The sequence below is a fragment of the Aquirufa sp. TARAVU-A1A genome (assembly GCF_054558675.1).
In genome coordinates this window covers 131,155-146,344 of sequence record NZ_JBPXKP010000005.1, presented here as the reverse complement: position 1 = coordinate 146,344, position 15,190 = coordinate 131,155, and the positions used below count along the sequence as shown (strand labels likewise).

General features: G+C 36.1%; 16 protein-coding genes. 11 read left to right on the top strand and 5 right to left on the bottom strand.

Features of this window, described 5'->3' with window-relative positions; translation table 11 throughout:
• Positions 1 to 90: 90 nt before the first annotated feature.
• Positions 91 to 816, bottom strand: coding sequence for a hypothetical protein (locus tag V7S75_RS08645; protein ID WP_459513118.1), 726 nt, complete (start codon positions 814 to 816; stop codon positions 91 to 93).
• 455 nt (positions 817 to 1,271) lie between these two features.
• On the opposite strand from V7S75_RS08645, the gene V7S75_RS08640 reads away from it, so the two are divergent.
• On the top strand, positions 1,272 to 2,111 hold the full coding sequence (locus V7S75_RS08640; protein WP_459513117.1) for a helix-turn-helix domain-containing protein: 840 nt from the start codon (positions 1,272 to 1,274) through the stop codon (positions 2,109 to 2,111).
• A 22-nt stretch (positions 2,112 to 2,133) separates the two neighbouring features.
• On the opposite strand, the gene V7S75_RS08635 is transcribed toward V7S75_RS08640, so the two are convergent.
• Complete coding sequence (locus tag V7S75_RS08635; protein ID WP_459513115.1) at positions 2,134 to 2,928, bottom strand: hypothetical protein; 795 nt, start codon at positions 2,926 to 2,928, stop codon at positions 2,134 to 2,136.
• 241 nt (positions 2,929 to 3,169) lie between these two features.
• On the opposite strand from V7S75_RS08635, the gene V7S75_RS08630 reads away from it, so the two are divergent.
• The 3 genes from V7S75_RS08630 to V7S75_RS08620 all read left to right on the top strand — a co-directional run bounded on the left by V7S75_RS08630 (position 3,170) and on the right by V7S75_RS08620 (position 5,364).
• Positions 3,170 to 3,712 (top strand): hypothetical protein, encoded by a 543-nt coding sequence (locus V7S75_RS08630; RefSeq protein ID WP_459513113.1) that lies wholly within the window; start codon positions 3,170 to 3,172, stop codon positions 3,710 to 3,712.
• 167 nt (positions 3,713 to 3,879) lie between these two features.
• On the top strand, positions 3,880 to 4,620 hold the full coding sequence (locus V7S75_RS08625) for a hypothetical protein (RefSeq protein WP_459513111.1): 741 nt from the start codon (positions 3,880 to 3,882) through the stop codon (positions 4,618 to 4,620).
• A 240-nt stretch (positions 4,621 to 4,860) separates the two neighbouring features.
• Positions 4,861 to 5,364 (top strand): nuclear transport factor 2 family protein, encoded by a 504-nt coding sequence (locus V7S75_RS08620; protein WP_459513110.1) that lies wholly within the window; start codon positions 4,861 to 4,863, stop codon positions 5,362 to 5,364.
• Between the two features lie 48 nt (positions 5,365 to 5,412).
• Here V7S75_RS08620 and V7S75_RS08615 read toward each other — a convergent pair whose 3' ends face one another.
• Positions 5,413 to 6,165: a hypothetical protein gene (locus V7S75_RS08615; protein ID WP_459513108.1), complete on the bottom strand. Its 753-nt coding sequence runs from the start codon at positions 6,163 to 6,165 to the stop codon at positions 5,413 to 5,415.
• Between the two features lie 148 nt (positions 6,166 to 6,313).
• Between V7S75_RS08615 and V7S75_RS08610 the strand changes: the two genes are divergently transcribed.
• Positions 6,314 to 8,959 (top strand): M14 family metallopeptidase, encoded by a 2,646-nt coding sequence (locus V7S75_RS08610; protein ID WP_459513106.1) that lies wholly within the window; start codon positions 6,314 to 6,316, stop codon positions 8,957 to 8,959.
• A gap of 20 nt (positions 8,960 to 8,979) precedes the next feature.
• Positions 8,980 to 9,504, top strand: a complete 525-nt coding sequence (locus tag V7S75_RS08605) for a lipocalin family protein (RefSeq protein WP_459513105.1) — start codon at positions 8,980 to 8,982, stop codon at positions 9,502 to 9,504.
• Between the two features lie 70 nt (positions 9,505 to 9,574).
• Here the strand turns inward: V7S75_RS08605 and V7S75_RS08600 are convergent, their stop codons facing one another.
• Complete coding sequence (locus V7S75_RS08600; protein WP_459513103.1) at positions 9,575 to 9,973, bottom strand: hypothetical protein; 399 nt, start codon at positions 9,971 to 9,973, stop codon at positions 9,575 to 9,577.
• 143 nt (positions 9,974 to 10,116) lie between these two features.
• Here V7S75_RS08600 and V7S75_RS08595 point away from each other — a divergent pair, with 143 nt between their 5' ends.
• Positions 10,117 to 10,935, top strand: a complete 819-nt coding sequence (locus tag V7S75_RS08595; protein WP_459513101.1) for a hypothetical protein — start codon at positions 10,117 to 10,119, stop codon at positions 10,933 to 10,935.
• A gap of 101 nt (positions 10,936 to 11,036) precedes the next feature.
• Entirely contained in the window at positions 11,037 to 11,435 is a 399-nt protein-coding gene (locus tag V7S75_RS08590; RefSeq protein WP_459513099.1) for a hypothetical protein, read from the top strand.
• Positions 11,436 to 11,467: 32 nt separating this feature from the next.
• Here V7S75_RS08590 and V7S75_RS08585 read toward each other — a convergent pair whose 3' ends face one another.
• Entirely contained in the window at positions 11,468 to 12,424 is a 957-nt protein-coding gene (locus tag V7S75_RS08585; protein WP_459513097.1) for a tetratricopeptide repeat protein, read from the bottom strand.
• Positions 12,425 to 12,682: 258 nt separating this feature from the next.
• Between V7S75_RS08585 and V7S75_RS08580 the strand changes: the two genes are divergently transcribed.
• The 3 genes from V7S75_RS08580 to V7S75_RS08570 all read left to right on the top strand — a co-directional run bounded on the left by V7S75_RS08580 (position 12,683) and on the right by V7S75_RS08570 (position 15,183).
• On the top strand, positions 12,683 to 13,858 hold the full coding sequence (locus V7S75_RS08580; RefSeq protein WP_459513095.1) for a Fic family protein: 1,176 nt from the start codon (positions 12,683 to 12,685) through the stop codon (positions 13,856 to 13,858).
• Positions 13,859 to 14,050: 192 nt separating this feature from the next.
• Entirely contained in the window at positions 14,051 to 14,614 is a 564-nt protein-coding gene (locus tag V7S75_RS08575) for a hypothetical protein (protein ID WP_459513093.1), read from the top strand.
• A gap of 23 nt (positions 14,615 to 14,637) precedes the next feature.
• A complete protein-coding gene (locus V7S75_RS08570) occupies positions 14,638 to 15,183 on the top strand; it encodes a hypothetical protein (RefSeq protein WP_459513091.1) in 546 nt (181 codons plus the stop codon).
• Positions 15,184 to 15,190 lie beyond the last annotated feature (7 nt).

Sequence of the window (15,190 nt, the reverse complement as noted above, 5' to 3'; positions counted from 1 at the left end):
TTGCATTTTAGAATAAAAGAGTTGGGATTCGCGAAAATAATTCACTCCAATTAAATTAAAAAGCCCTTCGTTTGAAGGGCTTTATGTTCTTTATTTCGATGATATTTCTGGCTGAAAAGTCATGTAGGTCGTTTCATTTTCCACAACAAAATTTCGCATAATTGCCATGTCTTTTTCATAGGCTCCTTTTCCATATACTTCGTCATATGCCGTTTTTAATTTGGCAGGTTCATCCAATTCCTTCCAACCGTTTGGAAAACGACGAGAAAAAATAAGCCGGTTTAGTCCTGAAGTGGTATAGGTAGCCACTTTAATTCCTGCTTTATCCCAGGCTTTGGGTAGGCGCTTGATGACATCCCAAAATTCTTGGCTCGGGGCATAACGCAAAGTCAAGATGTTAGATCGAATCTTTGCCGAACGTTCGCTTGGATTTGAATTACTGTATTCGGCTTGGAAGCTAATAATTTCCCCTCCCGTTACAGCCTCGATGTGGGGTGAAACTTTGAGATAAAAATCATCCGCAGCATCTTGATTGCTAGCTAATGCACTCATCTCGTCGCGTTGCGCCCAAGATTTCCCTATATTAAACAGGGCCATCACCTCATTGTGGTGACTTCCTCCCACCAAATTGAAAACGGCCCATGCGTAAGGGGAACCTGCCTTACGGTATTTGTCTACATGGTTTTTTAAAGCCTCATTGAACGCTCCACGATGTCCTATTTTGACTTTGTAATATTGAAAATTAGCTGTGTTTGCTTGTGCCAATACTTGTAATGTACCCAAGCAAAGCATAGAAAGAATGAGTAATTTTTTCATGTGTATAATGAGATAAAGGTTTAAAATTGAAAATTAGGCCAATGCATTGTGGGGCAATATTTTTTTTGCATTCGCTTTGTCCAATTTTTTGATTTTTTTGTCTAAATTTCTTTTACCAACTTACCTATCAAGCTTTTATGTACGATTTTGTACCCTATCTGTCATTTTTGACGAGTGGAATTGGGTTATTTTTTATCTGTTATTTATTGCTCCGTTATGGGAAATACCCCAAAATTTACGGACTCATTTTTATCATTTTTGCGCTCGTCTACATGGAGTTCTATTTATATGCTTTGACATCCAAGCATATTTATAAAATGCTCTTTCTTTTACGTAGTTCTAATATCTTTCGCATATTTTTGCCAGCTGCACTCTATCTGTATGTAAGGAGTATGTTATTGCCCACGAATAAGTTGCAAGCTTTACAATACCTGCATTTTACAGTCCCGGTTTTAATGAGCATTGGGATAATGCCTGATTTATTCTTGTCGGAAGAAGCGAAAACAGCCGTTTTAGACAACTACTATGTAAATAATAAGTATTTTATTTCTATTCCGGTTGGCTGGATTCCTGCTGGATTTATGCAGCCTATTTCCATTAATTTTGGCATTATTTATGGCTTGATGACCATCGCATTGATTCAGAAAACTCGTCGGAAACAAGGTCAATTGTATGCGCAAATCAATAAACAGACCTTGACATGGTTGAATCTTCTAGCTTCCGCGGTGACAATATACTTTATGCTACAGTTGTATCAATACATTAATTTATTCCTTAATAATGCTTTTGATCCACCTTCTCAAGTGATTAAATGTCTGTTGGGTATTTTATTGTTTAGCTATTTCATCAGTACTCCCAATGTGCAGGAAAATATGGATGGTTGCATCGTTCCCCAGGGAAAGGTATTTCCAACTTTAGAGGAGTTGTTTCCCGCGCTTTTGCCGGCTATTCAGACGGATGATCAGGCGATGGCATTTGATGCGCAAATGAAGGATTTGAAAGCTTATTTATCTTCGGATTACGATCTTTCGGTGATGGCGAAATCGATAGACATGCCTGCGGCAAAATTGTCCAAACTAATTAAGAAGTATTATGGGATATCCTTTGTGGAGTTGGTAAATCGCTTAAGGATTTATTATTTTTTGCAACAAAGGGCTTCGTTTGATCAGTTTACATTGGAAACTTATATGTACCAAAGTGGATTTGCGAATCGATCAACTTTTTATGCGGCTTTCAAGAAATATGTTGGCGTTAATCCGAGTTATTATTTGAAGGAAATTAACGAAGCGAGCTAAAGCCCGCTTCGTCAAGAGGGTCTTATTCATTCCACGTACCTACAGCATATTGCACGAGGCAATTTTGGGTCATGTTTCGCAAGCCATCAATTTTTTTCAGGAATTGATCCGGGCTTAAATTCATACGTTTTTTGACGGATTCAATCGTCGTATTATTGGGTGCATCCACATGGGCTAGGTCTTTGAAGAAGGTAAAGGCAGTAAATTGTCCTTTGGAATCATCTGCTAATGGCGAAACGGTTTGCCAAAAACTCCATTCTTGAATTTCACCTGCATTGATACGGTCCTGGTGGATATTTTTCATCTGTTTTTCAAACTCCATGTAATTGAAATAATTGGGAATACTCGTTTTAAAAATTTCCATTGAAATCACGGAGTTCAAATCATTTGAACTCGCAGTACCATCGATTAATTTGACAATTGCATTGTAGCTGATTGATTGTACTTTAGCCGTTTCTTCGCCTATCGTAGCAAAACTTAGGTCTTTAGCGACTAAAGCTGCATATTTATCCATCGGATATTGCCCGATTGTGTTTAGGTCGGAGGATAAATTAACTGAAATGTAATCCCAATCAATGCTTGGAGTTTTGTAGCCATTGACGATGGTATAGACAGACCATCCCGAAATCAGACCTGCGTCTTTACGGATTTTGTGAATGGTTTTCCATTTCTTTTCGATGGCTATAGCTTCATCGAGCGTATGACCTGGCTTGAGTTTGTGGAATGCGACATTGGCATAAAGTGGTTTGTTTTGGCCATACATCGCTGATGCGAAGATTGCACAAAATAGGAGGGTAAGTGTTAGCAATTTTTTCATGGGATACATGGGTTTATGGTTGGATTAATTTGATATCAATTTCTTTCAAGTTGTTTACAGTTGGAAATATTGTCATCACATTTTTGTCCAAAAAATTGCTTGATTTGTCTAAAGTTCTTTTGAGGAAATGATTTGTTCCTTTTTGAGAATTGGGAACAAATCCTATTCTGTGTATATGAAATATTCTGCTAAAGTCATGTAGCTTAGCATTCACACATGTTAAACTAAACGTAATAAAACAATGAAGAAATTGATGTTGATGATGGCCGTTGCTATGGCCTTATTTTCTTGCGGTCAAAAGCAAGGCGAAACAGCTAAGACAGCTGAAGCAAGTGCAGATTCTTTGGGTGGAACGATGACCACTCTTGATGAAAAAACTAAATCTATTCATGCGCAAATCAAGGCTTATCAAACCAAGGATTCCACTTACAAGGGAGATGAATTAGCCGAAAATATTCAAGTGTATTATCCTAGTGATACGACGGCAGATTTGGTTGGGAAAAAAGCCTATATGGCTGACTTTTTCTCGAATCAAAACTTATGGGAGAATTCAAATTTCGGAAGTTTACGGGTAACTACGTTGACTTTAAACAATGGTGAGGTTTGGACGAATATATGGGCGATTTTTACGGCCAAGGGGAAATACAGTGGAAAAGATATTTTGATTCCAGTACATGAGGCCATCTTATGGGTGAATGACAAGGAGACAAAGGAAATTCATTTTTATGATACCAAACTTGTCATGGATGAATTAGCTGCAAAAGCTGCTGCTGAAAAGAAATAGTCATTTAGCGCTTTATTTTGAAGGGAGGCAAATGCCTCCCTTTTTTTTGCTTTGAATATTGGACAATCTTGGCAGAATTCAAGACAAAGTTCGTGTTATCTTTTGATGTGAACAGAATTGAAATTTGAAACTTGGAGTATTGTTTTATCACTTAAATTAAATCTCCCATGAAAAAAATTACACTGAGTTTATTGACCTTTTTATGTGCTTTTCAAATGGTCGCACAGACCACCGAAAAGACCTATTTTCTAATGAACGAAAGTAGGGTATTAGACACGGATATTTATAAGAAAAATTATCCAGCTATTCGCAACTGGTGGTTGGAAGCGACCAAGGGTATTACTTATAATCTTGCGGCGCATACTGCTGAATCAGGAAGAACCTATGGAATGGTTTTTGTTCGAGGAGATGAAAATTTAGGAAAATATGTTGGGCAGCGGGTGGCATTGTCAAACAAGGTGGCTGTCGCATTAAAAGCCATAACGGATGAAAATACCGCTAATAGGTCACTAGCAATTCAGCGGTCCATTTGGGAGCAAGTGCCTAGTATTTCTGTGATGGATTCAGATTTCAAAATTGAGAATTTTGATTTTCGTAAGATTCAAATTTTTACCGTTCCCTTTGATAAAATTGCAGAATACGAAAAATTGATTGAACAATCCAATGCCGAGGATAAAGCGATTGGGATTAGCTACAACTATATCATGTACAAAGCCGTAGATGGCTACCCGAATAATACTTACATGATGATATTGCCAGATAAGTCCCGATTGGATTATTATACTCACCAAGATGAAAGGAATGCTAAACGAAAGGGGAATATGAAATTAGCCGCTCTCAATAAGCGCGCAAGTCAATTAAGAACCATCATTCGGTTTGATCATTTGAATCGGGTGCCTGTTAATTAAGTTGGTTAGGTAGTGAAGTAAAAAGCCTCTGATTTAGAGGCTTTTTTTTGAAATTGTTTAGAATCATAAAATCAATTACTTACAGGGTTTGCGCTATGGGCTTTTTAGCGATTAATCTTGGGAGCGATTAAAAATGTTCCCAAATGTGAATTGGGAACAAATCCCACAAGGCTTCCAGGATATATTTTGGGAGATTCATGTAGGTTCGTATCAGTCTTAAAACTAAAAAAATATTTATCTATGAAAAAAATCGTATTTTCTATTCTGACAGCAGCAACGATGCTTGCATGTACCGAGGCAAAAAAAGAAGAAACAGCAAACGCTGTTGTTCACATTTACAAACCTACCTACACGGATAACTTTAAAATAGGGGATCCCAATAATGCTTTACTAGCGGAGAAATTTCATCAGGATCTTTTTGCGCAAGATTACCAAAAGGCAGGTGAAATTATCGCTGATACAGCGGTATTCCACAATGAAGATGGAACTACCATCAAAGGAAAAGCGGCTATTCTCGATTTTATGCAAAAGAGTTTTGCCCAAGTAAAATTCAAGAACTATGAAATCGTTGCCATTATTCCTACGGTTGGCGAAAATGGTCATCAGTGGGTTAATATCTGGGATAAAGCCGATGTAGAAACTCCCGACGGGAAAACACAAAAACTGGCTTGGGTAGATTCTTTCCGATTTGAAAATGGGAAAGTGGTGAGGTTTGATGGATTTGTCAAAGCCATCAAAGAATAAATTGAAAAAAGCCTCCTAGTGTTAGGGGGCTTTTTTTGTTAGGTTAAATTAATGGGCTAATTCCTCTTGAATCAAAGCGATTAGCTCTTTGGCTTTCTTCTGCTGCGCTTTGGACATGCGTTCATAATGAGCGATATAGCCTGTCATGATATTGGCGTAGTTCGCATATTCAAAGAATGCATTTTTATCTGATGTTAGAAATATGTTCCCAGTCTGTTGTTTAATGGCTTCTAATTTAGCTTTGTCAAGTACAGATTTAAGATCCTTAGAAAATACAGTGATATGAAGAATACTATTTTGAATTCGATGGACATTTGCGGCGCGTTCAATGATCTCATCGAGTTGCACTTGCATTGTTAATTTCCCTTTTTCATAGTCGGAAATTTTGCGCACAATAGCTTCGTTTTGAATAAGTCGGAAACCTCCAGCATTTCGTAATTGGTCAATCGTACCTGTAGAAAAATCGATGTTATAAACCCTGGAAATCATTATTTCGCTCGCAACATATAGCGAATCAATATCTCTATCACGTAAAGTAGGTTTGTAGATTACATCACTTAGTTGATTGCCGGCGGCTACGATTTCTTCCATGTTAGCATTTTTTGCATCCATTTCTTTGAGGTCAGAATGCAGGTCGATCAACATGCTATTGAGGTAATCATGTTCCTTGTGTCTTTCTGCTCGGTATTCGAGGTAATATTCCGACATGTATCCTAGAAAGACGGCGAAGAATAGCATTAAAAATTCCTGAAGGTATTCTTTCCACGATTTAGGGTGGTGGGTATGGTGATGGACTTCCATGGATAAAGAGGGAGGATAAATGTTTTATGAAATTATCCATTTTTATTGATTAGGCCAAAGCTGTTTGGGATGTTGATGCATTTTTTGCAACACCTGAATCTCCTTCCGCGCTTTTTTTCTATCTTTAAAACTTACCTACATCAGCACTATGAAAAAAATCACATTACTGTTCCTTTTCTTCACCCAGCTTATTTTTGCTCAAGTCCCTAGTCCCAAATCGCATTTTGGTTTTTCCATCGGGGATAATTATCACTTAGCTACGTTTACGCAAACTGAAGCCTATTTACAGAAAGTTGCCAAAGCATCCCCTCGGGTCAAATTACAATCCATCGGGAAAACGGAAGAGGGAAGAAACCAATACATGGTCATCGTTTCTGATCCGAAAAACATCAAGAACTTAGCTAAATATAAAGACATCTCTCAGCGACTCGCTCGGGCGGAAGGTCTCAGCGAATCAGAAGCAAAAGCTTTGGCCAAAGAGGGCAAAGCCGTTGTTTGGATTGATGGTGGATTGCATGCGACAGAGACGGTAGGTATTCACCAATGGATCGAATCCATTTATCAATTCACCACACGAAACGATGAGGAAACCAAACGTATTTTGGCAAATACCATTATCCTTTTTGTACACGCGAATCCGGATGGACAGGAGTTGGTCTCCAACTGGTATATGCGCCAACAAGACACGCTGAAACGCTCGACGGAACATTTGCCACGACTGTATGAAAAATACATCGGGCATGATAATAACCGGGATTTCTATATGATGAATATGAGCGAGTCGGCGAATATGGCACGCCAACAATACATCGAATGGATGCCACAGATTCTATATAATCACCATCAAACAGGTCCAGAAGGAACAGTTGTGGCAGGTCCGCCTTACCGTGATCCTTTTAATTATGTCTATGATCCTTTGTTGGTCACCGGCATCGATGCCCTTGGCGCCGCGATGAGTTCGCGCTTAAATGCCGAGGACAAACCCGGTTACACGATGAAGTCCGGATCCGTTTATTCGACTTGGTGGAACGGGGGATTGCGTACGACCGCTTATTACCATAACATCATTGGTCTATTGACAGAAATCATCGGTAGCCCGACGCCGCAAAATATCCCTTTGGTGCCCAATCGTTTGATTCCCAATTCAGCGACGCCTTTTCCGATCACACCTCGCAAATGGTTTTTCAAGAATTCCATCGACTATTCGTTATCGCTCAACTATGCCGTGCTGAATTATGCGACGCGTTACCGGGAAGAGGTCTTAATGAATATTTATAAAATGGGCCGTAAATCCATTGAACTAGGGTCCAAAGATTATTGGACAATGTCGCCGAATAAAGTGGAGAAATTAACGGGAATTGCAGGAAACAATCTCAAGACCAAAAGCGATAGTTTATTTGCAGTCGTATATAAGAATCCGGAAACGCGGGATGCACGCGCTTACATTATCACGGCGGATCAATCGACGACACGTTTGGCCTTCGTAAATATCTTGATTAAGAGTGGTATTCGCGTGGAGAAAGCGACTAAGGCTTTTGAAGTGAACGGCAAAACCTATCCACAAGGTTCGTATGTCGTAATGACAAATCAAGCATTCCGTCCGCATGTCATCGACATGTTTGAGCCACAAGATCATCCCAATGATTTTCAATACCCAGGCGGCCCTCCCGTTCGTCCGTATGATTCTGCGGGATGGACACCGGCCTTTACGATGGGGATTCAGTTTGATCGGATATTGACCGACCTACAAGCCCCGTTGGAAACCATCCCTTATGGTCAGCTCCAACAGGCAAGTCCGGCGTTTGAAACCGCTAATTATTATGCTTTTCCCACTTCGGATAATGCGTCATTTACCCTGTTGAACGACCTGCTAAAAGCTGGAATCGAGGTTACGAAAACCAAAGAATCTTTCTGGCTAAAACATAGCACAGCTGCTGCAGCCATTCTTGCTAAAGCAACCGTGAAAATTTCACCGTTGGCAAACATGCCTCAGCAGGCATCAAAAAAATTGGGAGCTAAGCGGATCGGTTTATGGGATGTCTATGGCGGTTCCATGCCTTCAGGTTGGTTGCGTTGGATCTTAGAACAACATCATTTTGATTTTAAACTGGTCTTTGCCAAAGAAATCGACAAAGGAAATCTGCGTGCTAAATTTGACGCGCTCATCTTTGTTACGCGCGCAATTCCAGGTCTAAAACCTGAAACAGCTGGCGAGAACACGCCCAAAGAACCTGTAGAAACTGATATTCCTGAAGAATATCGCGCGACGATGGGAAAAATTACCGTTGCCAAATCCATTCCTGCCTTGCGTGCATTCTTGGAAGAGGGGGGAGATATTATCACCATCGGTTCCAGTTCAAATCTCGCATATCACCTGAATTTGCCGGTAAAAAATGCCTTGGTGGAAGTTGTGGCTGGTAAGGAACGCGATTTGCCGGGTGAGAAATTTTACATTCCGGGAAGTGTGATGCAAGTTGCGGTGGATGATGCGGTGGAGGCCAACTGGGGAATGTCGTCGAAAGCAGATGTTTATTTTAGTGCGAGTCCAGTCTTTAAATTATCGGCGGAGGCCATTGCGCATGGCAGTTTAATTCCATTGGCTTGGTATGCTTCTGATAAAACCTTACGTAGTGGATGGGCATTTGGCCAAACTTATTTGGAAGATGGCATCGCGGCATTTCAAGCGAAAGTAGGCAAAGGGAATTTGTTCGTCTATGGACCTGAAGTAACATTTAGAGCACAGACGCACAATACCTTTAAGATGGTATTTAATCAATTATACGAGAGTCGGTAAGTTCTCCTAAACCAAATGCTATGAAAAAATATCAGCTAGGTATAATATTAATGTATTCGGTTTTGCTGTTTGGGGCTTGTTCGAGTACGACGATCCCAGCGGGAGCAAAGGCTGTCACGCATTTCGACAAAACGAATTACTTGGGGACTTGGTATGAAGTTGCTCGCTTGGATTTTTATTTTGAAAGGAATTTGGTCAATACTACGGCCAATTATTCGTTGAATGAAGACGGGAGTATCAAGGTTGTCAATCGGGGATATGAACCCTTTAAAAAGGTGTGGAAGGAGTCTACAGGCAAAGCTAAATTTGTGGGACCTGAGGACGTCGGGATGTTGAAGGTATCGTTTTTCGGACCCTTTTATGGCGGATATAATGTGGTAGCCTTGGATTCGAATTACCAATATGCTTTAGTCGCGGGTGAGAATATATCCTACTTGTGGATTTTATCGAGGCAAAAATCGATACCTGATGCGGTTCGAAAGGAATATCTCGAGATAGCGAAGGGGATAGGGTATAAAACGGAGGAGTTGATTTGGTTGTATTGAGGTAATAAAATTTCTTAGGCTAGTAGGTTTACCATTATAAATTAAATGGGAAATAACTTGTATCAAAAGACTAAGGTGCCATTTTAATTATTTCAATAATTTCATAAATCTTATAAAGTAGAATAAGTATTGTAATAATTATAGGCCACTTAAGCCAATGGATTACCTTTTGAATAATATTTATTTTGCCTAGAATTTCGAATAGGATAAATAAAATAATACCTCCAATTAATTCTTTTATGAACACTTTGGGAAGAAAATATGCCCCGTGATATGCCACATTATACCACTCATATATAGGTATTAAAAACACAAAACTAGTCAAGGTGAGTTCAGCTAATTTTGCTTTTGAGCCTTTTAATGCATTGCAATAGTATTGATTTAATAAGGCAACTAAAAAACAAATGATAAAATAATAGTTTGTTAATCCTGGGTAATAAGTATAAATGTTTTGGAAAATTTGAATCATGGAGAATTACCGGTTAATAACTTTTTGAACAATTAAAATATAAGTTGAATGCGATAGGCTTTAATTAATTAAATTGCTTCCAAAATTTTTTGTTTTACTAAGGTTAACTCTTCACGAGTTTCACATTAAATATCATTGAAATTATGACTAAAGTATTGATTTTGAAGCGTATATTTTTCGTTTTTAGTTTATTTTATTCTTGTATAGCATACTCCCAACAAGAGTTATTGAAAAATGAAACTGTAATTCAATTGGTCAAATTGGGTATCGGGAATGAAGTCATAATTGATAAGATCAAAACCTCAACTGTCAACTTTGATGTATCTATAGAGCAGCTAATCAAATTGAAAGAAATAGGAGTTTCTGACTCTATTGTTTCTGAAATGATTAAGGCTTCTGGTAAATCAAAAGATAGTAAACCAGAGATTCACCAATCGGGAATATTTGTTTCGTATCTAAATGGGGATAGTTTGAAAGTAGAAAAGCAGATTGTACCCAACGCTATTTCTGGTCAAAAATCAAAGAATCTCTTGGGGGCTGCATTTTCATATGGCTTATCTAGTGTGAAGACAGTTGCGATTATTCCGAACCCAATGTCTGAGATTCAGCTTTCCACAAGTAAGCCTGAATTTTTGTTTTATTTTAGTAAATCTACCTCTTCGTTAAACAATAGTGGGTTTTCAATTGAGTCAAATTCGCCAAATGAATTTGTGTTAATTAAGTTGGCCTTAGATGGAGAACAGCGTATTTTTCAAACAGGAAAAGCTAGCATTGGAGGTTATAGTTTTGGGGTAAGTGAAAAAGATATGATTGCTTTTGAGATTGAGCAAGTTAACTCAGATACCTATCGAATAAAGTTTAATCAAGACTTGGCAAGTGGCGAATATGCTTTTATTCCTAAAAATTCAGGCATGCTAGGAAGTTCATTTGCTAAGGTTTATGATTTTGGAATAACATTGTAATTAAGTTGTTTAATCTCAAGTTGAAGAATTGTATTTTATGTTTTTGAATAAGATAAAATTCAAAAGTTTCAAAATGTTAAATCATTTACAATCTATATTGAATGAAAAATTTAATACAAACGGGATTAATTGTTGTTTTGTTAGCGGCATTAATATATAACTTGTTTTTTAATGAATCGGTAATTTTAAATGAAGATATAGCCAAATTAAACAATAAGTCTTGGCAAATTTCAAGGGCTATTGATAGCTTATCTAATGAGAGTGGGAAGGTTTTTAAAGAATTATTCCCAGAAGGGAAAACTCCTGAAGAAATGGTTAATATACTTGGTAAAAATGCAGCAACAGATAGTGCATTTAACTTAAAGTGGATAAAAATTCAAACTATTAATAATCGAATTGATAGTTTAGAAAAAGTCAGATTTAAATTGATAAATGAGATCAATCGTGATATCGATGATTATTCAAAGTTACATCCTGAGGACAAATTTATGTTAAAATGAGAGTAATTAACGATTAAAAGCAAAATGATAATTTAGTTGCAAAATTTTTGAATTGCAGTATAAGCTTCGCTTTTACCTAATTCTCCAGCCTTACTTAAACATTTGCATCCTTCGATATCTTCCCCTCTCATTGAATGGATTAAGCCTTTGTAAAAATATAAATCGGCATTTTCATTTTTTTCTATTGTCTTCATTAATTCATACGCTTTATTCAAGTCCTCCATTCCACCATATTTATCTTCAAGCATAGCTTTTGACCAACCTCTGAAAATATAGGAATACATTCTATTATCTATTATATCGATAGACCCAGAAAAAAATCTAATTGCTTCAAAATATTTTTTCTCTTGAAGCATTTTAAATCCTTGTTGATAGTTTGAATTATCAAATAATAATATTTCTGAAATTAAAATTTTAATTGATTCCTTTGATTTAAAATGACTGTACCCAGAAAATTTAGGGTTAGGTAGCGATATTAAATATAAATCTGAATTATTATCTCTTTTGTCTTCGTAGCTTATTAGACTATTTTCATTAGCAAAGTAAATATATTCTTTGTCTTTGAATCGCTTAGGAACTCCATATTTTGATTTCATTTCGGTGGAAATTTTATCAAAAAAATAGTCCTTATTCATGCCTTTTTCCAGTACATTAAGTACATATAACTCATTGCCTGCGTTGGCTTTATCGAAATTAATTATAATTGCAATTTCTGTGACACCACTTTTTGAATCCTTCCTTTTGAGAACATTATATTCATTTTTCTGTATTGTGTTTTGATGCCCGAATCCCAACTTAGTCATTTCCAAAGTTGCAGACTTGAAGCTTTCACTTCTCGAGATAGCTAAATAGTCTTGACAATGTGTTTTTGAATTGCTAATAATTATAATAAAAAGAAACAAGTATCTCATTTTTGCAAAAATTTGATTTAAATATACATAATCTCTCATATCCATATTTGATTTTTTTAATTTTGGGTATTGTGCCACAAATATTGCTTTTATTAATTACTCGTAAATGTTTGGTGTAAATTCTAAAGAAGTATTATCATATTAGCTTCTTAACCTCTTTAACCTAGCTACTAGGAAATAGGACTTTGTTTAATTGTAAATGACAATTTTGCAATTGATTAATTTTAAAATGTTAAATGTTGTTAGTTTATAATTGATATGTAATGTATTGATTTTTAGCGGTTTTTATTAAACAAACGTTAATTGTTGTATATTGATTTTGTTAATTAAAAGTATATGCAAGCACAAATGTCTGGAGCGCGATTTAATCATTTTGATTTAAAATTAATAGAGCCATCTTTTGGCTCCAAACTAACTGATTTAATAATTGATTTGGACCACTTGCGAAAGAAGAAGTTAGGTGGGTCCACTCATCCATTGGTGTTTTTTCAGCTAAAACATATCTTCCATAAATTAGAAAGTATTGGTTCCGCACGTATAGAGGGCAATAACACCACGATAGCTGAATATATGGAAACAAATCTTACTGATAAAAAACAATTCTCTGAAGGAATAAAAGAAATTCGGAATATTGAAAAATCTATGGCATTTGTGGAAGAGAATATTGTTAACTATCCCATTAATAGGGCTATCATAAGTGAAATGCATAAGATGATCGTGGATGATCTTTTGCCACCACCACATGGTGAGGGAGATATTACTCCAGGCCAATATCGTCAAGTGAATCTTGAGATAAGTAAGTCGTCACATAAGCCACCAGAATGGTTAAAGGTTAATGATTATATGGATGAATTATTCGATTTTATAAATAAAGAGGATAGTCCCAAATATGATTTAATAAAAACAGCTATGGCGCATCATCGATTTGTTTGGGTTCACCCGTTTCGCAATGGTAATGGTAGGACTGTTCGTTTATTTACATATGCAATGCTAGTTAAAGCAGGATTTAACGTTAATGTTGGTCGAATTATCAATCCAACTGCAGTGTTTTGCAGTAATCGGAATGATTACTATCGTTTTTTGTCTGATGCTGATAATGGTACAGAGTCTGGTTTGTTATCGTGGATCGAGTATGTTTTAAAAGGATTGAAAGAAGAGATAGAGAAAATCGATAAATTATCTGATTATGACTATTTGCGGAAAGAAATCCTGATGCCATCAATAAGTTTATCTTTAGAAAAGAAATATATTACTGATTTGGAAGCTAAAATACTTAAACGAGCAGTTGAACATCAAGTTATATCTGCGTCGGATGTTAAAAGCATTTTTCCAGGTAAGGCTGACTCTGAGGTTTCAAGACAAATAAGAAAACTTATTGATCAAAAAATGTTGACTCAAGAGAAAGAAGGTGGACGTAAGTATGTATTAAGGTTTGATAATAGTTATTTGCTTCGTAGTATTATTCAGCTTTTAGGGGATAAGGGATTTTTACCTTTAAGGGATGATGAGTAGGTGATGGAATCATTTATAGAGCATATTTAAAATAGGTTATTAGTTATTAAGAAGCGAAAATTGGTTACCTATTAGCATCTATTTAGTATTATCCTGTTTGTTATCAATCATATTATAATACTAAATAATACCAAGTTGTTCAGCTTTCGGTGGCTTGATGGCCAATAAAAATCAAAAAAAATAAAAGTTATTATGGATATCACGATCGGAATTGTAGGGATAATATTAGCAATTATTATTGCAATTGTTCCTTTTTTATGGAAGAAGTATATTGAAAGACCAGAAGTCACAATCGAGATTATCAATAACAGAGGTTCAAGTTCCCCCAAGGGATTTAGCTCACAAAATACAGTGAATGACGATGGATATATAGACGGGAATAGTGCAATTATGATATTTGAATTAACATGGAATTTTAACATCCGAATAACTAATAATTCAGATTTGACGGCTTTTTACCCAATACTTAATTTTAATCCTAATGGTCCAAAATTCACGCTTATTGATAAATTGAATGCTCTTCAGCCAATTAAATCGGCAGATACTATTGAACTTAAATTTGAATACAGAAAATATGAAGAGAAATCTGGGAAAGAACGAACATTAGTTGGGATTGAAATGCCTGAAGAGTTTACCGATCTTGGATTGCTTCTTGCCTATCAAAATTCTCATAAAAGAAACTTTTACACATTGTATGATTTCAACGAAAATCGGAGTGTTTTTTTAAGAAAAAAACCGATTGAATATAGAAGTTAGTCTTTGGTTATATAAATGAAAACATGTCAATTTTATTCGAAAATCATGAAAAATTCAAATGTTCTATAGGACATTTTATAATGCGATTCGCTGAACTAGAGTTTTCTCTTCTTTACTTTTGTGGAATTGTAGATAACCCAATTGATTTGAATTTAGGTATTTCTTTGAATTTGAAATTGACTTTTAACGAAAGGCAAAAAAAGATTTCCAAGTTCATTAAGAATGAAATACCTGAGCTCCAAGATAAATGGAATTTGATTAATTCTAAATTAGGTCAAATTAATCTCGAAAGGAATTTTCTAGTCCACGGAATAGGGCAAACAAGTTTTTATCAAGATTCAATTCGAGCATTTATTACTCGAAAAGAATCAGTTAAAGTAAAGGAATTTTCAATAATTGAAATTAAAAAATTATCTAATGATATTTCTAACCTTTTAACTGGTGTTAACGGCCTATCAGGAGAATTTTTAATAGCTTTCAATACAAAGCGTTTGGATTTATTTAATAGGAATACTGATAATGAAAATAAGATTATTTATCAAGTTGATAGCAAAATTTTGACAGAATAAAAAGGAT